This is a genomic window from Paenibacillus sp. LRG-1, from assembly GCF_057220305.1.
Window position 1 is genome coordinate 4729448 of sequence record NZ_CM170126.1, and the last position, 19936, is coordinate 4749383.

Consider the following 19936-nt stretch of genomic DNA (forward strand, 5'->3'; position numbering starts at 1 on the left):
ATGAACATACGCATTTTGAACAGCCGTGAGGACCTGAACGCTACTGCCGCCGCTGTGATCGCCAGCTTGCTGCTATCCAAACCACAGGCCATGCTTGGCCTGGCCACCGGTAGTACGCCGATTGGCATTTACCAACATCTTGCAGATATGTACCGCAAGGGACAGGTCAGTTTTGCACGAGCCTATTCCGTGAATCTTGATGAGTATGTTGGTCTTCCCCCAGAACATCCGCAGAGCTATCGAAGCTTTATGAATGAGCACTTGTTCCAGCATATCGATATTCCGATATCCCATACACGTGTCCCTAACGGGAATGCACTGGATCTGGCAGCAGAATGTGCAGCGCACGAGCAGGCCATTCTGGACCATGGACCCGTGGATCTGCAATTGCTTGGCATTGGTCATAATGGTCATATCGGCTTTAACGAACCTGGTCACTGCTTGACTGGAGCCACACATGTTGTAGATTTGAAAGAAAGTACGCGCTCGGCGAATGCCCGATTTTTTGGCGATATAGATGCTGTACCCAGGCAAGCAGTTACGATGGGAGTAGGCACGATTCTTAAGGCGAAGCAAATTATACTGGTGGCTTTTGGTGCGGATAAGGCCGACATTATAAAGCAGGCTTTAACTGGACCTGTCACGACTGAGTGTCCGGCTTCTCTGCTGCAATGTCACCCCAACGTACTTATTTTACTGGATCAGAAAGCGGGAGGATGGTTCAATTGAAGTCAGATGAAATGAGTGGTAACGTACCCCAGCTACTGTATGGGCAAGTCGTCGTTGGGAATGACATCATTGAAAAAGGGGTTGTCGTCATTGAGGGGCAATCCATTGTATTCGCTGGTTCAGAAGAGCATTTACCCGCCGATTGGACAGCGGTAGTCTTGGCAAATCAGGAAGAAACCGCAGCGAAAACCGCAAACATTGTGCGTTTGGAAGGAGGATATCTGCTACCAGGCTTTATTGATATTCATGTTCACGGCGGTAACGGTGAGGACTTTATGGACTCCAGTTCAAGGGTGCTGGATACGATCACCTCCTTTCACGGTTCACAAGGAACGACGGCTATGCTGGCTACCACCATGACCGCGCCCAAGGAACAGATTGACCGGGTATTGAGTGAAGTTCACGCATACATGGCACTACCTATGCCCTATGCTCAGTTGGAGGGCGTACATCTGGAAGGGCCGTTCATCAGTCCGAACTGGCCTGGAGCGCAAAACCCAGAACATATCGTGCCACCGAATCTCTCATGGGTGGCAGAATGGGAGCAGCGCTATCCAGGCCTTGTTCGCCAGCTCACGCTTGCGCCCGAACGGGAAGGAGCGCTGGAACTGATTGCATGGCTGCGTAGCCATGGCATTACCGCGGCTCTCGGTCATACGGATGCTACGTATGAAGAGGTTGAACAGGCAGCGACGGCGGGGCTGAATCATGCGGTGCATGCGTTTAATGCTATGACTCCGCTGCATCATCGCAAGCCGGGAGCCGCCGGAGCCGTACTCGCTGATCCGCGCATTGAAGCAGAAATCATCGCGGACGGCATTCATGTGCATCCCGCCGCCATTTCCCTGCTCGCTAGATTAAAGCAGGATCATAATCTCATTCTCATCACAGATGCCATGTCTGCTACTGGTCTGGAAGACGGTCATTATACGCTCGGCGATTTGCCGGTGATCGTGCAGGGCGGTGTAGCACGACTGGAGGATGGCGTCACTTTGGCAGGAAGCACACTAACGATGATTGAAGGCTTCCGCTACTTGGTTCAACATGTGGGTATAAGTATTCCCGCGGCATCACAAATGGCCAGCCTGAATCCGGCTCGATCCTTGCACATTGCTGATCGTACAGGTTCGCTTGAAGCAGGTAAACAAGCAGACATCCTGTTACTGGATAGAGACTTAAAGCTGCAAGGCGTATGGATTAAAGGATTGCGCAAATAATTCAGTTATAGTTATCATTCCCCAAAACTAAAGAGCTATCCACCAGCGTATTCGCTGAGATGGATAGCTCTTTCTTTGGCATTGCACACACTTATAGGGTTTGAATTAGCGATGATTCATTGGCGCGGGCGTATGATTTTGTGGGCGTGTGGGTGCTGTATTTTCCATTGGACGGTTTGTACCAGCCGCCGGGGTCGGGAATACACGTTCAATCACATCCACCATTTCATTGCTCAAGCCTCTGATCGGATGACCATTTTGCACACTGTGTGTAAAGTCAGTGGCTTGTTTAACAAAATCCGGGTTAGCCGATACATACACCTGTTCAATCGAAGGTGCAAATTGCTTAACTTTATTCGCGATTCGGCTCTTGACTGCATCACTTGGTTCATATGCAGTTCTTGCTCCCTCGATGGTGGTGTTTCCGGTATTTGCGCGATTGTTGTCCGTCAAGCCACGCAACATACCGTACGAGCCTGTACCCATCGTACCGAATAAACCGTCATCACGACGCGCAGGTGTTCCATTCCCGGTTACTCCATTGTCTGTCATTCCAGGCGTTGTAGTATCCGTAGTACGGTTTCCTCTAGTACCATTAACGCCATTCACACTCGGTACATTCCCGTTACGTCCAATACTATTTGCACTTGGAGTACCGTCAACACTTGGAGCACCGACACCTGTTCCGTTGGCTTGGTCTTTCAAGGAAACGGCTACATAGGCATGTCGTTCACCGACCAGCACTGTCGCAGACTTTACATCCGGCATCTCGGATATACGTTTGGACAAATTGCGATCGACTTGCAGATTACGGACTGGATGTCCGGTTCGGTTGGCATTTTCATTCAATGCCATCCCATCCATACCATTGGACTTAACCCCATAACGATTGACACCATCCATACCATAACGGTTCACACCATCCATGTGATGTGTGCTTTGCGCGTTATAGCGTGTACTGTTCGTACGAACGTTATGATCGGCATTTCCGCACCCGGTCAAAGCAGCCATACTGGCGAGTAAAGCAGCAGAAATCGTAAAACTGATGACCTTCTTAGTTCCTGGCATGAACTCATCCTCCATACATTATAAAATGTGTGACGAGATTATCATGCGCTATGAATCATAGGGATATCCTGACTAAAAAATGACTAAAAAAATAAAATTTTAATGTAAATATGAAATACAATTGATGATTTACCACAAGATGGCATGTATAATAAGCTTGAAAAATACTTTATTTTACAAAGGAGGATTTTCAGTTTGAAAAAGATCACCGTTTTGATGCTCATTTTTTTGTTATCAGTTACTCTTGTCCCCGTTGGCGCTTTTGCAGGCTCCACTACACCCCAACCCCCAAAAGATCCCGCCGGAAGCTGGGCAGAAGGTCCACCACCTAATCGCGTTGATCCAGCCAAGCCCGCACTATTGTTCGTACATGGTTTGAACAGTAGCGCTGAAGTCTGGACCAAGAATGATAACGATATGCTTCAGCGCGCACGTGACGCCGGATACCAGACAGCCACCATTAATCTGTACGATACAACTGGCACATCCCAAGATATGTGGGACAATGGTAAGCTTCTGGCCGACAAAATTAAGGTCATCAGCAATCACTTTGGAAAAAAGCTTATCGTCATCGCCCACAGCAAAGGTGGAGTGGATACTCAAACCGCTCTCGTATATAACGGAGCCGCTCCTTATGTACAACGTGTCATCACCCTCAGCAGTCCTCATCATGGTTCACAACTTGCAGATCTCGCCTACAGTAGCTGGGCCGGATGGCTGGCAGATATCGTCGGGTCACAAAATCCCGGTACCTCCACTTTACAAACATCTTATATGAAGTATTTCCGAACCAAGACCGATTCACTTAGTAATGCGACTACAGTTCCATTCTTCACGTTTGCTGGTGATAACTGGTCTGGCGGCACTGCTTCCTACATACTGGGCGGACTTTACCTCTCCTCCTTTGGTAAGAATGATGGAGTGGTCACAGTCGACAACGCTAAGCTTCCCGGCGGACGTGTAGTTAAAGTCGGATCTTGGGATCATGCCAAGGTTCGCACCGGTTCTTACGTCTTCTCCCTGATCCAACCCTACCTCCAAGCGAATACTCCAGCATTGAATCAGGAAACTGAGGCACTTTCAGCATCTCCCCTGACTGCTTCTGCTTCACAATCCACCTATAGCGAGATCGATAATTCATATTTTATCCGAGGCGGCGATTATAATGGAAAAGCCTCAGAAACCCTCACTGTTGAAAATGGTGTAAAATCCATTGATCTGGACTGGATCAGCGATAAACGTGTGAGTAAACTGGAACTAACCAAGCCTGACGGTACTAGTGAAATTATTAATCTGAAAGCAGGCTATGATGACGATATTTTTGCTGGTGCCTGGCATCATAACGCCGTCATTCAAAATCCAAAACCGGGCACCTATAAACTGAACGTCACGGTTCCTGATAATGGAGCGTATCTCCTGATTGCACGTTACCAGGCTGTTCAAGTTCCTGAGCTGAAATATAATTTGAATGCAGTGGGCCCGAAGCTAAATCTGAAACCACAGGATTCCCCGAACAGTGTTACACAAGTTACCTACCAAGTTCAATATTATGGTGATCCGCAGCAAGGGGTCACTTCTACATCCAAAGGTTTGACGGTACAGCAAAAAAACGTTAACCCTACCGGACAAATTGAGCTATCCAAAGCGGACAAGCCCGGCATCTATTCTGTAACCTATGAAATTAGCGGCACCACAGAGGCTGGATATCCGTACCGCCGCACAGCTGTTCAATCCATTTATATTGATGCTGACGGCAACAAGTATGTTGACTAAATAAATCTACAACCTAAAAAGCCTGCAAACCCCCATTATAGTTGGGGCGTTTGCAGGCTTTTTTCATTACAAAACATCTTGATAGAAATAATACTTTGTAAGGCATTCGTTGTGTTCAATCCGTTGTCTGATTCCTCAGCTTATGAAGCCAATAGTAGCGGTGTATATCCATAATAAAATGAAAAAGAACACATGCCAGCATCGAGTATACACTTATCAATACTGTGGCAACTAATTGTTGTGTAGCGAATCCGAGGGAAACATTAGCTATCAGATAACCAGCCCCAGTAAATGTGGTGATAGTTACTACAGGCGCTCTTTTGTTTTTTTCCTTAAACTTTGGTTTCTTCCTATGATTTGAAGGATCTTTGAATTTCGTTAAATTATATTTTATAAAGTAATACAAGGCCACTCCATAAAGGGCAAAAGAACCTACAAAATACCATGGAGTATCCAGATCCAACATGCCATAAGCAAACTTTTGTGTCATGATCATGAAGCCAATAGAACAAACCAAACCAAATACACCACGGAATAAAACGTAATTCAACTGCAATTTGCGTGGCATGATGACCAGTACAAGGGCCCAAATGTTTATCATAACAATCGGTGGCAACAATACATAAACGTAAACTGCAATGTATGGATTTCCCACTAAGGGGATAACTAGAAACAGATCTAACAGTAATGAAACAAGAATGATGACATTGGAACGAATACTGTTGACTGGGTACATCTTCATACTTTTTTCAAAAGAAGCCCTGTTATCACTCATAAACTTATAAGCCCTCCGTTAAATAAGTAAATCTACGGATAAGGATAGCCAAGGCTATATCCATTGTCCACTTTTTACTGTCTTTAACTCTTGTTGCAGTTCTTCTATAAAATCAGTCACAATGCTTTGGACAGCATCTTCACGGGACATACGAATATACCGACTAGTCTTTTGAATGTCTTCCTCGAACAATTGAAGTATCCTACACATGGCCTCCTGATCTCCACTTCGTACTAATTTTAGCAATTGGACGAACTCAGCATCCGAAATAACTCTTTGAGCATTTTCTTTTTCCATTTATTCACCGCCTGTTGGGATAGCTTTAACTCTTTTGCAATCTGTGCTTCGGTTTTGTCTAGTATGTAAAGGTCAAAGATGATCATTTTTCCGATCTCAGAAGATAGAGAGTTGATAAGCTGTAGTGTGTACATATTAGAGTTTGAATATTCTGTAAAAGATGGGGCGCTGACGGCTTCGTTCTTTTCCATTACAAATTCATGATTGGTTTGTACCCGAGCACGATACTGGATTCTCCAGGCAATGCGGTACAGCTTCTTTCGATATTGTTCCACCAATGTTAGCTGAGACTTATCCATTGTAAATCACCCTTTCTCTTTGGATTTGACTTTTTCTAAATCCTCATACTATAGGGTAATTTGCAAACCTATTTTACAACCAAAACAGAACATTTGTTCTTATTTATTATACTATTTTTACATGCAGTTGTATATGGTTCTTTTAATTTACCTTCCTTTATATATGGCTAAAAAGGAGGGAATACATTGCAAATGGATGATGCTCTTTCTCTGGTTACCAACGTAGGCTTTCCGGCTGGACTTTGTTTTATTTTGTTGCGGCACATCCTGCACACGATGGAAGAAAAGCTGGATAAGCTGGATCTCTCACTTCATGAGCTAATTCAGGTTATCCAAGATTTAAACGACAATAACAGCTCTTCTTCCAAAAGCAGCAAACCTGACGAATAACGAACACAAAGAAGCTCCAGACGACGATCATCCGCCGTTGGAGCCTCTTTGTGCAGCTAATTTAATTTCTAATGATTATTTTCCAGTCTGAGCTTGGTCGGGGCCATTCTGTTCAGTACGGTTCACGTCAGATACTGACAGACCATAAGCCCAGTTACTTTGTGGCGGCACAACCCATACGGTATCTGGATCATCGTTAAGCGTCCAGCCCTGATAGACCAGCTGGGAATCATCCTTACCCAGCGATATACTCAGCGTAAAGCGGTGAACAGGCTTGCTCAGCTCGGAGGCTTTGCGCAAGGCCTGACTGCTAGCCAGGTTTTTGATTTGCTGCGAGAGGGAAGTCGCCGTGTCATTGGCTACTGACTTTCCGTTCAGTGTCCAAGATGTGGAAGCACTGTCTCCGGTTCCGCTGTTACCGGAGGATTTGAGCATCCATGAAGCATTTTGGCCTTCCCACTCTATTCCGCTCAGCTTGGTATCGTCCCAATCGAACGGCGTTGTATCTATAAAATCATCAGCACCCAGCAACAACCCTGAAAGTGTATCTATAGGTACAGAAGCTATCTCTTTTTTGTCTGATAATACATAAACAGCATCTCCGGAAGGCAACGTTTCACCGAAGGCAAAGGTACGAACGTCGCCCTTCTTGGTCTTAATCTCAATCTGATCATGGGTAGCGCTGATCCCATATTTGGCTACGTCTGTAGGGGAAGATTCCACCACTTCACCCAACTTTACATTTTGAATCGCTGCTAGCCAATTGTCTATTGTATATTGGTTTAGCGGGTAAGTCCGTGGCTTGCTCATACTCCATTGACCATCATGTTGTTCAAGTTCCACCGACTTGCCGTCCTTTCCTGTGATCGCGAAAGACGTAATATTCTCTTGCGTAAGCTGAACCAGCTGGCGAGCCGCCGGCGCTTGTTCACGAAAGAAGTTTTGGCTCTTTGCATAGATTATACCCGCTCCCAATACAACTAACAGTAGCACTGTGGGTATCCATTTTCTCATGCTCTTCTTCGCCTCCACCATAATAAGATTCCGATGACCGCGAACAGCAACGGCAATCCGATGACAGATATGGTCAATATCGTTTTTGCTTGTGCAGGAGTCAAGTAAGCTACCTTATAATCCTGCTCCTGACGAGGACGAATGGTAAGCCCATCAGAATGTTCCTGCACATAATTCAGACTGTTCAGCACAAAGTCTCGATTGCCTCCTGTGTTGATCTCAGTGTCGCTTAAAAGGGCAGACGTTCCGAGAATAACGGCTTTGGGCTTGCCGTCTTTCCCTTCTACCGCATAACCGAGATTCAGCGGCCCCTGCGGGTCCTTGTCATCCTTCTGCGTTTCGTTGTTCAGCAGCCCTTGGATATTCGTTTCGCCATAGCTGGCTGCAGAAGATTTCATCAAAAGCGTCGTCTTCCAATCCTTCTGCTCTCCTGCCTGCAAAGCAATAGACAGTGAAAGAACCGGGTACAGATTGGAAGCCGCCAACTTGTCGGTGATCGCATGACTGCCGAAGGTAGGAACCGTCCATAGAGGTCCAAGTGTATTCGTCTGTTCCTGATCCACCACGATGGCATGAGTGTCCTTCACTCCATAATCAGCCGCTAATGCATCAAGGTTTTTCCAATCGGACCCCATGTTCGGGTGAAAGCCTAGTGCCATAAAAAGCTTTCCGCCATCATTCAGATACGTACGAATACTCTTCAGTTCCGTTGCACTGATATCACGTTCTGGTCCGACAATAGCCAATACAGACGCATCTTTGGGCACGCTCCCCGCCTGATTGAGCTGAACTTCCTCTGTTTTCACATTATCTTGTGACAGTGAGCTACTTAATTCAGTCATTTGGGACAATGGGATTTCCTCATGTCCAGTTAGAAAGGCTACTTTCCCTTGACGGGTAGATGATAATCCCAACAGTCCACTAGTCAGCTTTTCTTCCCCGGTAAATTGGTATGCCCCTTCGCCACTCCCCTGAGCTTGCGTAAATAGACTCCCAATATCTATAACCCGCTTCTTATCCCCCTGCACCAACACAATAGACGCTGCAGTAACACCATATTGCTTGGCCAGTATCGGTTCCTGATTCAGATCGTATTGCTCGACCTTGAGCTTGTTGTTACGCTTGGCGTATTCATTCAGCATATCCGTAACATCCCGGTTCAGCTTCTGATTTTGTGAAGTGGATACGGTAAAAGCAATGAGCCGTACGTCTTCCTTTACACCCTGGATGGTCGTCAACGTTTGGTCAGACAGCGTATACTGCTTGCCTGCCGTCAGATCCAGTTGAAAGCCACCTAACGACCGCAGAAATAACGTCAATAAAATAAAAATCCCTACAGCAGCAATCGATAGTACCACACTATTGGTATGACCCAGCCATTTTTTCATATTCATTACCTCCACCGTTTCCGTTCAACCACTTGGATGCTGAATAGCAAAAAGAGCACCGCCACCGTCACGTAGTACATCACATCGGCTCCATTCAGCAATCCTTTGGTGAAACTGTCAAACCGTGCGGTTAGTGAAAAAGGTTCCAGCCATTGCTGTACCGCCGCAGATGCACCCGTCTGTCCACCAAACGAATCCAGCATCCAGAACACAAGTAAAATAATAAAACTGACGACCGCCGACATCATCTGATGCTGTGAAAGCGTCGAAGCGAATAAGCCGATCGCCATCATGGCTGCGCCAAGCATGAACAGACCGATCACAGATGTTAATACCAGCGTCCAATCCAGCTTCCCATAAAAGGACATCACGACCGGATACGCTAGACTGCACAGCACTAATATGAGCAACATGCCCAGCGACGCCAAAAATTTACCTACGATCATTTCCGTCACACTCACAGGTGAGGTAAGCAGCAGTTCATCTGTACCTTGCCTGAATTCCTCCGCAACCAGCCTCATCGTGAGCAATGGGACGACGAACACCAGCATGGACAAGGTGTCACCGAGTACCAGCCGATAGTCCAGGATGCTAGGCTGATACATAACAAAATTTGTATAAAAAAGTAACCCCGTCAGCAGCATGTACACCGCAAGCGCAAAATACGTCGTTGGTGTCCACAGATAGGCTTGCAGCTCTTTTTGACAGACCGCGAACAAACGCCTCATGACCGATTACCTCCTGTATCCTTATCTTTTTCAGCCTTATCGTCGCTGGACGCAGCTTCTCCATGCTCCACCGTGATGGCCGTAGGTGCTGCAGTATCCGAGGAATGTAGGTCTTGTACTGCTGGATCGCTGACCTGACCTTCTTCCGTCTCGCGGGTCGTTAACTGCTGGAAGATATTTTCCAAGCTAAGACTTTCTTTTTTCATCTCCAAAATCGGAAGTTTCGCATCAGACAGCACATAAAATAGTTCTTCGCGAAAATCCTCACCGGAGGCTCCTGTGAGTAGCAATCCGGTCATATCTGGCTCTGCGGCAGTCAGATTCGTGTTCGCTGTAGGCAGCGTAACCGCCGAAGATTCAACCTCTACTTTTCCCCAAGTACGCAGGACATCCAGCACCTGCTCACGCTTGCCTTTAACCTCCACCTTCACCTTGAATCCATCTTCCATCGAACCGCCGAGCGCGTCAGGGCGCCCATCCATGACCAGTTTCCCTTCATGGATGATGAGAACACGATTACACAAAGCATCCACCTCAGGCAATATATGCGTACTTAGCAATACCGTATGATTTTCGCCAATCTCCTGAATGAGCTGACGAATCTCCAAAATCTGATTGGGGTCCAAACCTGAGGTCGGTTCATCCAGTACCAATAAATCCGGGTTATGAATAATCGCACCTGCCAGTCCCAAGCGCTGTTTATATCCTTTGGACAAACTGCGGACTAATTGTTTTTCCCGCCCATTCAGTCCTAGCCTGGAAATCATCTCCGAAATACGCAGCTTCTGCTCTCTCGCAGGCACGTCCCGAATACTAGCTACAAACTTTAAATAGGATCTTACGGACATATCCTCATACAAAGGGGGACTCTCCGGCAGATAACCGATTTTGGAACGGGCCTGTCTGCCCTTATCCTGAATCGGGATACCGTCAATCGTAATCACTCCCTCGTTGGGTTGAAGATACCCTGTAATCATGCGCATCGTCGTCGTTTTACCCGCACCATTCGGCCCCAGGAAACCAACAATTTCACCGCGCTGCATTTCAAAATCCAGCTTATGTACCCCCCGGTTGCCCTCATACCACTTGCTCACCTGCTGCACTTTGAGCACATGTTCCACCCTTTCTTTTATCGTAATCTTCTCCCTGCTGCTCCCCTACTTCCCTCCCACCTAAAATGTTGCATGAGTAGCGGGTAGCAGCGAAGCGGAGGATTTGAAGCTGGAGAAGCGCCAGCGTTCGCCTTTGCTGTAGGATTCTTACCTTTACATGTCTTACTTAATCACAAAAAATCCCACGGCAACAGCGATCGGAAGCCCAAAGCCTTCGCGGAGCGGTCTCCTCGCACCTTATGCTACACTTTTAAATTCTAATAATAATCCCCCACATATAACTCCAGCTTAACGTCACTTAAATAGAAGCTTAAAATAATGTGTCTGAAATGTGAACACAAAAATACACATCTGCCCTCGGAAACTTGTACGGTTCGCTAGGATATGGATTCGCATCTACTATCATTACAACGTGTGAAGGGAGTGTATAAAAGCGATGAGTGTATTGTTTACCAATCTAGTTTCTAACGGCGACTTCGAGATCGGATCAACCCTTTTTTGGAGCTCTGTCAATGTGACTGTCACTAACTTATCTGTAAAAAAGACAAACTTTTATAGTGCGATCCTGGCAGGAGGCGCAGTAGATGCATCTCTTTCCCAGGTCGTTTTTGCTGCACCAGGCGAAAGCTATACATTAAGCCTTTCAGCTGCAAAAGTAGGAAGCCTGTCCAGTCCTCAAGTTAACATATTTCTGTATTACTATGACGCAACCTTTAGCTTCCTTGGCACGGGGCTAACTACCTATTTGAGCTCAGGCACATTGCCAGACGCTGTGAACGGAACATGGCAAAGCCTATATGAAGTAACGGCTCCTGTTCCAGCCAACGCAGCCTATGCCTTTTTGGTTATTAGTAAAAATGCCTTGGCTAACACTGCTGATGTAGCCATTGATTCTATTGCTCTTGTTAAAGCAAGTGCAGCTGGAGCTGTAGGACCAGCCGGACCTGTCGGGCCTACGGGCGCTACGGGCGACACTGGTGTTACTGGACCTGTCGGGCCTACGGGCGCCACGGGTGACACTGGTGTTACTGGACCTGTCGGACCTACTGGTGCCACGGGTGACACAGGTGTTACTGGACCTGTCGGACCTACTGGTGCCACAGGTGACACAGGTGCTACCGGACCTGTCGGGCCTACGGGAGCCACGGGCGACACAGGTGCTACCGGACCTGTCGGGCCCACGGGCGCTACGGGTGACACTGGTGTTACTGGACCTGTCGGACCTACTGGTGCCACGGGTGACACAGGTGCTACCGGACCTGTCGGACCTACAGGCGCCACGGGGGACACTGGTGTTACCGGACCTGCTGGACCAATCGGACCGATCGGGCCTATTGGCGACACAGGCGCTACTGGACCTGTCGGACCTACGGGCGACACGGGACCTACAGGGCCGACTGGACCTACCGGACCATTCGGCCTTGGATTTACCGGACCTGTCGGGCCTACTGGCGCCACAGGCGACACTGGTGCTACTGGCCCTGTCGGACCTACTGGTGCCACGGGTGATACAGGTGCTACCGGACCTGCTGGACCTACTGGTGCCACGGGCGACATTGGCGTTACCGGATCTATCGGGCCTACTGGCGCTACAGGCGACACTGGTGTTACTGGACCTATCGGACCTACTGGCGCCACTGGCGACACAGGTGCTACCGGACCTGTCGGACCTACGGGCGCCACGGGCGACACTGGTGTTACTGGATCTGTCGGACCTACAGGGCCGACTGGACCGATTGGACCAACAGGAGACACAGGCCCAGAAGGACCGATTGGACCTACCGGACCTACAGGGCCGACTGGACCTACGGGGCCTACCGGACTCTAACCTCCTTTTTCTGTCACATCATTTTTAAGCGATGTACCATACCTTATCGACAAAGCCGCACAGCATGTTAAGGCTTTGTCATCCATGCCCTGCCGCGATTGCGGCAGGGCTTCTATAAATCAGACCTCTTTTAAATCCAACTTTATGTTTGATCGGAATCCTTAAATGGTTCCCAAAGGAGTGATGCTCAATTGATCAGTATCAGCCTGTGCATGATCGTCAAAAATGATCAACATACCATTGGCCGTTGCCTGGAATCGGTCCATCATATTGTGGATGAGATCAATATCGTGGACACAGGTTCACAGGATCGGACCATTGACATATGTCGCAACTTTACAGATCGAATTTTTCCATTTGAATGGGTAGATCATTTTGCCCTTGCACGTAACTATTCGTTTGAGCAAGCTACGCAGGAGTACATTCTCTGGCTTGATGCCGATGATATTTTGAAGGAGCAGGATGCCGTCAAGCTGCTTGAGCTGAAGCAAACCCTTGATTCCTCAGCCGTACCAACCGTCGATTCCGTGTCTATGAATTATCATTATGGCTTTGATGATCATGGCAATGTCACCCTACATTTTCGCCGAAACCGCTTGATCCGAAGGTCAGCCGGGTTCCGTTGGCATGGAGCCGTGCATGAGTACCTCGCCGTTGACGGGAATATTCAACATGCCGATATCGCCATAACTCACACTAGAACACACACGGCCTCTCCAGGGCGAAACCTGCGAATTTATGAGAAATTGCTCTCCCAAGGTCATGTCTTCTCTCCTCGTGACCTTTACTATTACGCTAACGAGTTAAGAGACAATAAAAGATATGAGCAGGCCGTGCAGACTTACCGGGATTTTCTGGACACCGGACAATGCTGGGTAGAGGACGCGATTAGTGCATGTAGCAAAATGGCTGACTGCCTGCAACAACTGGGCAAGCTGGAGCAAAGTATTACCGCGGCTCTCCATAGTTTGACCTTCGATACACCCAGGGCAGATCTATGCTGTCGGATAGGTCATTATTTTTTGCATAAAAATGAGATCACCAAAGCTATTTATTGGTACGACATGGCTACCACTCTCAATCCTCCCGACACGATGGGCCCAGTACAGGACGCGTACCAAACGTGGTTTCCTCATATCCAGCTATGCATTTGCCATTTTCGGCTGAAGGATTACACACGTGCGAATTGGCACAACGAGCAAGCTGCCACGTATATTCCCAACGACCCGCATATCCTGCATAATCGACAATTTTTCAGCTCAATCCTGAATCCTCCCCAATAAAGTGTCCCCCATACCCCCCTCAATCTTTTAGTAAGTCAAAGGAGGAGCAAGCGGAATGCATCAATCGAATCGGTACAAGATAGCTGTCTATGCCATTAGCAAAAATGAAGCCCGATTCGCCAAACGATGGATGCACAGCATGCGTGAAGCCGATGTTGTCATTGTAGCGGACACCGGCTCTACAGACGATACCGTTTCTCTGCTACGCGAAGCGGGTGCAGAGGTGCATCGTATCCAGGTAACTCCTTGGCGTTTTGACAAGGCTCGCAATGAGTCCCTACGGCTGGTCCCTGACGATATAGATATTTGTGTCTGTACGGATCTGGACGAAGTCTGGGAGGAAGGTTGGCGGTCGCGGCTGGAACGCAACTGGAGGGAAGGAACTACCCGGATGCTATATGCCTTTACACATGGACAGCCTGGGCAAGATACCGTTTATACATGGTTCTGGAAAGAAAAAATACACACTCGTCACGGTTACCGCTGGGTACGCCCGGTTCACGAGGTGCTTGAATATATCGGGAAGGGTGAAGAACGCAGCATCCGATCCGACCAGCTACGCTTGTATCATGATCCCGATCCGCACAAGTCCCGCAGCCAATACCTTCCACTGCTGGAGCAGTCTGTGCGCGAGTTTCCTGAGGATGACCGCAACATGCATTACTTGGGGCGGGAATATATGTATCATGGCCGTTGGGACGAGTGCATTGCTACACTGCAACAACATCTTGCCATGCCGCAGGCACGCTGGGCAGATGAACGCAGCGCTTCGATGCGCTTTATTTCTAGAGCCTATAAAGCAAGTGAACAATGGCAGGAGGCAACACGTTGGTTATACCGGGCTATTGCGGAAGCACCGTATTTACGTGAACCTTACACGGAAATGGCTCAGCTGGCCTATCATACACGGAACTGGCCCGCCGTCTATCATATGGTCGAAGAAGCGCTGCGTATTTCAACACGACCGGATACGTACATGCAAGAGGATTTTTGCTGGGACGCCACACTGTATGATCTTGGTGCCCTCGCTTGCTACGAGTTAGGCCTTTTACACAAAGCTTGTGAATTTGCGAGAGAAGCAACAGAGCGCTCCCCGGACGATTCTCGCCTTAGCCATAATTATGCGCTAATTCAATCTAGGCTTCCATAGAAACCCACACCCCGTCCTGTAGGTTGAATAACTTGGTATAGGAGCTTGTGATTGGCAAAGGAGGTTATTGAGATCAAAGTTCTATTTACTTTTTATATACCGAGCGGCGGCGTAGAAACCTTGAACCGCCAACGCTGTAAAGTGCTCATGCAGGACGGGATTGAATGTCATCTTCTCTATTATCAGCAAGGTACAGGGATGCAAAACCTGAACGGCGATATTCCTGTATTCATGACTTCCTCTGAAGAAGAAATTCGAATGCTGGTAATTACTAACCGCTATGATGCAATTATCGTCTCATCGGATTATCCTATGCTCCCCAGACTGCGAATGTTGGGCTATCAGGGGGTATTAATCTATGAATCGCAGGGCTTTGGTTCTCACGAAGAGGCTGCTTGGGTGGTCGCGGATGCAGTTCCGTATCTTCAGAGACATGCCAACGCGGTGCTCTTGCCCAATACAACTCATCTGGTGCAGCTATTTACCGACATGTGTCCATGGCTTAATCGTTATGTATTTCCAAACGTACTGGATACCAGCGTATTTAATTATGTACCTAACACTCCTCCAACCAATCCGATTATTGCCTGGGTTGGGCGATTGGAGCCCAACAAGAACTGGAGGCATTTTGTCGACATTTCTTACTGGATGCTGCAAAACCGTGCTGATCTTCGAATCTGGATGTTTTATGATGACACCTTGTCTCAGCCGGAGGATAAAATACAATTCGAGAACATGCTTGCTCAGCTTGGCATGTCCTCAATTATCGAGCGCTTTAAAAGCGTGCCTCATGCCAAAATGCCCCTGTATTACTCCATGATTGGCGACTCAGGCGGCTACCTGCTATCGACCTCGCTGGTGGAGGGCTTCGGCTATGCGGTTGCTGAGGCGATGGCCTGTCGTTGCCCGGTATTAAGCTCTGATTCAGACGGAGTACGAGCATTCATTGACCACAACGAAACCGGTAAATTTTATCAGCAGGGAGACATCTTGCAGGCGATACTGCAAGGACTAGACCTGATGAACAACGTACCTCAACGCGAATCTATCCGCAGAAAAGGGCTGGAGCGAATCGTTAACCTGTTGGCACCAGACAAATATGTGCGCTCCTTCCGGCAGATGATGAACACGCTGGGTGTGAGGTAACTAAAAAAACAGCTGACGACAACCCTTGTTATATACGGGTCATCGTCAGCTTTAACTTGCCTTTTATTCTTGAATATTGGAATCTATCTAATCTTTAGTAAGCGGTCTCCTGCATGAATATCCTTGGAATCTTCAACTAAGATATCCGTGTACACGGCTGTATTGGTTACAATGACGGATGTGGTAATATCATATCCTTCATCCTCTATAGCTTTGGGATCGAATCCAACCAGCTTGTCCCCTTTTTGAATCGTATCCCCTTCAGACACAAAGGAAGTGAAATGTTTTCCTTTCAAGCTGACCGTATTAATTCCAATGTGAATGAGCAGTTCAACTCCATCCTCAGAAATAAGCCCGATGGCATGCTTTGTTTTGAAAACGGTAACAATAGTTCCGTTAAACGGCGCATAGGCTACTCCTTCTTTCGGAATAATAGCGGCCCCCTGGCCCATCGCACCGCTGGAAAAAGCTTCATCTTTTACTGCGGTTAAAGGAATCAATTCACCGTGTAGAGGACTGAATACCGCTTTTTCTTCCTCTTTGTTTTCATCTGCAACCTTAATCTCAGACGCAGGTTTTACATTTTTATAACCGAAAAGATAGGTCAGAATAAATGCGACTACAAAAGCTACAACCAAAGATATGATAAAGCCGATGAAGCCTGCATCCATGCCTTTTGGATTAATGAATAGAGGGATACCAAAAATGCCGCCCGAAGCAAATCCATATGCCGTTGAGCCGAGTAAGCCTGCTGCAGCTCCTCCTATACCTCCAGCGATCGAAGCTAAAATAAACGGTTTTTTGGCGGGTAGCGTAACCCCGTAAATAGCTGGTTCAGTAACCCCCATCAAACCCGCAATTGTGGCAGAAGTGGCAATGGGTTTTAATTTAGGGTCCCGTGATTTCAAAGCGATGGCAAATGCCGCACCTGTTTGCGCAAAAGTCGTACAGAAGAGCATACCGTTAATCGGATCAAACCCATTCGTAACTACATTATTCAGGAGAATTGGAATGAATGCCCAATGCAGACCGAAGATAATGATGCCCTGCCAGAACCCGGCCAGAACGAGGCCAGCTACAGCCGGACTTAACTGATAAATCCACATAGAGCCTTTGGCTAACCCATCGCTGATTATAGTTGCTATCGGCCCGACAACCAGAAAAACAAGCGGTGATATGATGACCAAAGTCAGAAAAGGCACTATGAACATTTTAATGGAGGCAGGTGCATACTTACTTATCATTTTTTCGACCTTAGCTGCCAAGAACGATCCAATAATGATCGGTATAACAGAAGAAGTATAATTAATCAGAACGACAGGTATAGTCAAAAAGGACAGCGCCGTTTTATCCGTAAAGGCGGAAGTAATGGTCGGGTACACCATCGCTGCTCCCAAAACGGCAGACAGATACGGGTTTCCTCCAAATTTTTTACCTGCTGAAAACCCTAGAATCACCGGAAAGAAATAAAACATAGCATCTGCTGTCGCATATAAAATTTTATACGTGCCCATCTGATCAGTCATCCAGCCCAGGGATGTGCATAAAGCCAATAGTCCTTTTAGAATCCCTACAGCAGCGAGCACACCCACAACGGGCATGAACACACCTGAAATTACATCGACAAAGCGGCTAAATAGGCTCGCTTTTTCATTTTTTTGATCGTCTTCAACCATTTGATCTCCATGCTTTACTCCCATTGTATCCAAAAGAGCTTCGTATACTTTGGGAACCTCATTTCCGATGACCACCTGAAATTGGCCACCACTTTCCACAACGGTAATGACACCGTCAATCTGCTTGATCTTTTCTTTATCTGGCAATTGATTATCCTTCAGTTTAAATCTCAATCGAGTGACACAGTGAATGACACTGTTCACATTTTCATTTCCGCCCACGGCACTTAATACTTCTTTGGCTGTTTTTTTATGATCCATCATGTTCACTCCTTCTTGGATGCGCTTTCTATTTTTCTATCCGTAGTAGCTGGATGTGCTATAACTGCGACAATTACGGCACTGATCCCAATTCAGTAGGTATATGGAATTGAGCTGCTTTTTGAAAAAGTAAATCTTAATTTCGATCACAAAATCCTTTGATTTCTGCATCCGAGATAAACTTCCATGCTTTTACATGTTTTTCCGACCAATATCCCGTTCCAATAACACCGATTTTCCACATGTTGCTTCACTCCATCCACATTCTTCTCTGTTTTTATTTCGTTCCGATGATGACAACATCACTTTCAAAGCTGTGCATGTCTAGCACCGATTGATCCTTTTGGACGGACACGTCGGTTTGGGCAAACCGCTTCCCGACTAAATCAATCGTTGTAAACTTGTAATCCTGCACGTTGATACTTAGTCGCACCTTCGTGTTAAATGGGACATACAAGATAAGGGTATTCTCGTTCCCCGCAGCTCTAATTTCCTCTGTCTTGTTTAAAACAATATCTAGCGGCTTTATGCCAATAAGGTTATACATTTCAAACAAATATTTAATAAAGGAATAATCCCACGCACCTTCAAATCGCAATGCCGCTCTCCAATCATAGGGACTATCGAATCCTTCCCCTTCTACAATGCCGAATCTCTTTCCTTTCTTGTGCCAGCTCCAAATGCCATGCGCCCCGTAGGTAATTCCCGCTCCCCCGCCTGCGAGGAGACTTTGCCATGCTGCTTTTCTGGCATCCAGTGCAGTGTATCTGCCATACACATTGCGGCTGTAACTAATTTGTTCATAACATGGCTCCCCATTAATGACAGGCCGTATATCTGACTTATGATAGAAATGTTGAGCAATCTCATGGGCTACATGTTGAAACTGGGAGTTATGTCCTGATTGATACATATAGAATCCAAGACCCTTGTGTTTCTCAAAGGCTGGAGGAATTTCTCTCAATCTCCCTTGAATATGCAGCGTAGTTAAGCTTGCAGGGCTTAATTGTTGTACAATGTCCAGTGCTTTTAAATAATAGGAATTGGCGCGTTCAGTCGGAAAATCACTATCCCCGCTAACCAGAAAAATAGGATCAAATGGAGAAAAACGGTTTACGACGTACGTTACATAAGGTTCAACGCATTCAAATGGCATTTTGTTACCCTTTTGGAACATTTCGGCCCATGTATCCGGTACATAGTTACACCACAACAGAACCAGTGCCGGAACAAATCCACGCTCTACAGCCATTTTCAACATGATTTCTGCCCGGTCAAAATAAGCTTCGTTTAATGTATGGTAGTCGAAATCCCCATTTTCCAGTAATGCAAACGGCTGTAGATTCAGATCCGATTCACTTGCGTCCCATTGTCGGAGCATGTTGATTTGCAACACATTGAAACCTTGCATCTTCCGATAGTCAAGATAATCGCTCCACTCCTCTATCGTCGCGTTGGTAAATACACTCCAAACCGTATCTGCCAAATAAAAAAAAGGTTTGTCCTCTTTTGTAAAACTTCTTTGATTTTCAGCAATGTTTAAACTCAAATGAATCACCTTTCCTTTCTTGCAACATTCACAAATCTTCCTAAACAAAAAACTAAAATAAATAACTAAATTTATATGTTTTTTCGCAAATAAACTAAATTAAAGCGCTTTACACTTGCATATTAACACTATAAATAATAAAAGGTCAACATTTTTTTCTTTTCATTTATTTAGTTTAGTTTAGTTTATAATCTAAACTTTCTTGTAGAGTAATGATATAATTTATGTAGTTTAGTTCAATAGGGGGTTCCAC

At 46.7% G+C, this 19936-nt stretch carries 18 protein-coding genes; 8 read left to right on the top strand and 10 right to left on the bottom strand.

Features of this window, described 5'->3' with window-relative positions; genetic code table 11:
* Together nagB and nagA are read left to right on the top strand one after the other, a co-directional pair.
* Positions 1 to 729, top strand: a complete 729-nt coding sequence (nagB, locus tag ACUUJN_RS20900; protein WP_484668886.1) for a glucosamine-6-phosphate deaminase — start codon at positions 1 to 3, stop codon at positions 727 to 729.
* Complete coding sequence (gene nagA / locus ACUUJN_RS20905; RefSeq protein ID WP_264454624.1) at positions 726 to 1946, top strand: N-acetylglucosamine-6-phosphate deacetylase; 1221 nt, start codon at positions 726 to 728, stop codon at positions 1944 to 1946. Before nagB ends, nagA begins: the two co-directional genes overlap by 4 nt.
* Positions 1947 to 2051: 105 nt before the next feature.
* Here nagA and ACUUJN_RS20910 read toward each other — a convergent pair whose 3' ends face one another.
* A complete protein-coding gene (locus ACUUJN_RS20910; protein WP_028541499.1) occupies positions 2052 to 3014 on the bottom strand; it encodes a YhcN/YlaJ family sporulation lipoprotein in 963 nt (320 codons plus the stop codon).
* Positions 3015 to 3209: 195 nt separating this feature from the next.
* Here ACUUJN_RS20910 and ACUUJN_RS20915 point away from each other — a divergent pair, with 195 nt between their 5' ends.
* The gene (locus ACUUJN_RS20915; RefSeq protein ID WP_484668887.1) at positions 3210 to 4787 is read left to right on the top strand and encodes an esterase/lipase family protein; all 1578 of its coding nucleotides are present in this window, start codon (positions 3210 to 3212) and stop codon (positions 4785 to 4787) included.
* Positions 4788 to 4902: 115 nt separating this feature from the next.
* Here the strand turns inward: ACUUJN_RS20915 and ACUUJN_RS20920 are convergent, their stop codons facing one another.
* From ACUUJN_RS20920 to ACUUJN_RS20930, 3 genes are read right to left on the bottom strand one after another with little or no spacing between them, the layout of a single operon-like run.
* Entirely contained in the window at positions 4903 to 5562 is a 660-nt protein-coding gene (locus ACUUJN_RS20920) for a hypothetical protein (RefSeq protein WP_484668888.1), read from the bottom strand.
* 54 nt (positions 5563 to 5616) lie between these two features.
* Positions 5617 to 5859 (bottom strand): helix-turn-helix domain-containing protein, encoded by a 243-nt coding sequence (locus ACUUJN_RS20925; protein WP_071642683.1) that lies wholly within the window; start codon positions 5857 to 5859, stop codon positions 5617 to 5619.
* The gene (locus ACUUJN_RS20930) at positions 5802 to 6158 is read right to left on the bottom strand and encodes a sigma-70 family RNA polymerase sigma factor (protein ID WP_484668889.1); all 357 of its coding nucleotides are present in this window, start codon (positions 6156 to 6158) and stop codon (positions 5802 to 5804) included. The genes ACUUJN_RS20925 and ACUUJN_RS20930 overlap by 58 nt, the downstream gene beginning before the upstream one ends.
* A gap of 186 nt (positions 6159 to 6344) precedes the next feature.
* Between ACUUJN_RS20930 and ACUUJN_RS20935 the strand changes: the two genes are divergently transcribed.
* Complete coding sequence (locus tag ACUUJN_RS20935; protein ID WP_023990072.1) at positions 6345 to 6548, top strand: hypothetical protein; 204 nt, start codon at positions 6345 to 6347, stop codon at positions 6546 to 6548.
* A gap of 75 nt (positions 6549 to 6623) precedes the next feature.
* On the opposite strand, the gene ACUUJN_RS20940 is transcribed toward ACUUJN_RS20935, so the two are convergent.
* The 4 genes from ACUUJN_RS20940 to ACUUJN_RS20955 are packed head-to-tail and all read right to left on the bottom strand — an operon-like array spanning position 6624 to position 10790.
* Entirely contained in the window at positions 6624 to 7562 is a 939-nt protein-coding gene (locus ACUUJN_RS20940) for a DUF4340 domain-containing protein (RefSeq protein ID WP_484668890.1), read from the bottom strand.
* Positions 7559 to 8950, bottom strand: a complete 1392-nt coding sequence (locus ACUUJN_RS20945) for a GldG family protein (protein WP_484668891.1) — start codon at positions 8948 to 8950, stop codon at positions 7559 to 7561. The genes ACUUJN_RS20940 and ACUUJN_RS20945 overlap by 4 nt, the downstream gene beginning before the upstream one ends.
* 5 nt (positions 8951 to 8955) lie before the next feature.
* Positions 8956 to 9678, bottom strand: a complete 723-nt coding sequence (locus ACUUJN_RS20950) for an ABC transporter permease (protein WP_028541495.1) — start codon at positions 9676 to 9678, stop codon at positions 8956 to 8958.
* The gene (locus ACUUJN_RS20955; protein WP_484668892.1) at positions 9675 to 10790 is read right to left on the bottom strand and encodes an ABC transporter ATP-binding protein; all 1116 of its coding nucleotides are present in this window, start codon (positions 10788 to 10790) and stop codon (positions 9675 to 9677) included. Before ACUUJN_RS20955 ends, ACUUJN_RS20950 begins: the two co-directional genes overlap by 4 nt.
* A gap of 436 nt (positions 10791 to 11226) precedes the next feature.
* Between ACUUJN_RS20955 and ACUUJN_RS20960 the strand changes: the two genes are divergently transcribed.
* From ACUUJN_RS20960 to ACUUJN_RS20975, 4 genes are all read left to right on the top strand, one after another.
* Entirely contained in the window at positions 11227 to 12618 is a 1392-nt protein-coding gene (locus tag ACUUJN_RS20960; protein ID WP_484668893.1) for an NTTRR-F1 domain, read from the top strand.
* Positions 12619 to 12809: 191 nt separating this feature from the next.
* Positions 12810 to 13901: a glycosyltransferase gene (locus ACUUJN_RS20965; protein WP_053326014.1), complete on the top strand. Its 1092-nt coding sequence runs from the start codon at positions 12810 to 12812 to the stop codon at positions 13899 to 13901.
* Between the two features lie 55 nt (positions 13902 to 13956).
* Positions 13957 to 15051 (top strand): tetratricopeptide repeat-containing glycosyltransferase, encoded by a 1095-nt coding sequence (locus ACUUJN_RS20970; protein ID WP_484668894.1) that lies wholly within the window; start codon positions 13957 to 13959, stop codon positions 15049 to 15051.
* Positions 15052 to 15102: 51 nt separating this feature from the next.
* Complete coding sequence (locus tag ACUUJN_RS20975) at positions 15103 to 16197, top strand: glycosyltransferase family 4 protein (protein ID WP_075154688.1); 1095 nt, start codon at positions 15103 to 15105, stop codon at positions 16195 to 16197.
* An 83-nt stretch (positions 16198 to 16280) separates the two neighbouring features.
* Here ACUUJN_RS20975 and ACUUJN_RS20980 read toward each other — a convergent pair whose 3' ends face one another.
* Both ACUUJN_RS20980 and ACUUJN_RS20985 read right to left on the bottom strand, forming a co-directional pair.
* On the bottom strand, positions 16281 to 18134 hold the full coding sequence (locus tag ACUUJN_RS20980) for a beta-glucoside-specific PTS transporter subunit IIABC (RefSeq protein WP_484669766.1): 1854 nt from the start codon (positions 18132 to 18134) through the stop codon (positions 16281 to 16283).
* Between the two features lie 277 nt (positions 18135 to 18411).
* Positions 18412 to 19692 carry a glycoside hydrolase family 140 protein gene (locus ACUUJN_RS20985; RefSeq protein WP_484668895.1) on the bottom strand — a complete coding sequence of 427 codons (1281 nt, stop codon included), beginning with the start codon at positions 19690 to 19692 and terminating at the stop codon, positions 18412 to 18414.
* Positions 19693 to 19936 lie beyond the last annotated feature (244 nt).

What these genes read in the sequence shown, in the direction of transcription:
- nagB (WP_484668886.1), top strand. Translation starts at nt 1, where the DNA reads ATGAACATACGCATTTTGAACAGCCGTGAGGACCTGAACGCTACTGCC.
- ACUUJN_RS20910 (WP_028541499.1), bottom strand. Translation starts at nt 3,014, where the DNA reads ATGCCAGGAACTAAGAAGGTCATCAGTTTTACGATTTCTGCTGCTTTA.
- ACUUJN_RS20920 (WP_484668888.1), bottom strand. Translation starts at nt 5,562, where the DNA reads ATGAGTGATAACAGGGCTTCTTTTGAAAAAAGTATGAAGATGTACCCA.
- ACUUJN_RS20925 (WP_071642683.1), bottom strand. Translation starts at nt 5,859, where the DNA reads ATGGAAAAAGAAAATGCTCAAAGAGTTATTTCGGATGCTGAGTTCGTC.
- ACUUJN_RS20930 (WP_484668889.1), bottom strand. Translation starts at nt 6,158, where the DNA reads ATGGATAAGTCTCAGCTAACATTGGTGGAACAATATCGAAAGAAGCTG.
- ACUUJN_RS20940 (WP_484668890.1), bottom strand. Translation starts at nt 7,562, where the DNA reads ATGAGAAAATGGATACCCACAGTGCTACTGTTAGTTGTATTGGGAGCG.
- ACUUJN_RS20945 (WP_484668891.1), bottom strand. Translation starts at nt 8,950, where the DNA reads ATGAAAAAATGGCTGGGTCATACCAATAGTGTGGTACTATCGATTGCT.
- ACUUJN_RS20950 (WP_028541495.1), bottom strand. Translation starts at nt 9,678, where the DNA reads ATGAGGCGTTTGTTCGCGGTCTGTCAAAAAGAGCTGCAAGCCTATCTG.
- ACUUJN_RS20960 (WP_484668893.1), top strand. Translation starts at nt 11,227, where the DNA reads ATGAGTGTATTGTTTACCAATCTAGTTTCTAACGGCGACTTCGAGATC.
- ACUUJN_RS20970 (WP_484668894.1), top strand. Translation starts at nt 13,957, where the DNA reads ATGCATCAATCGAATCGGTACAAGATAGCTGTCTATGCCATTAGCAAA.
- ACUUJN_RS20980 (WP_484669766.1), bottom strand. Translation starts at nt 18,134, where the DNA reads ATGGATCATAAAAAAACAGCCAAAGAAGTATTAAGTGCCGTGGGCGGA.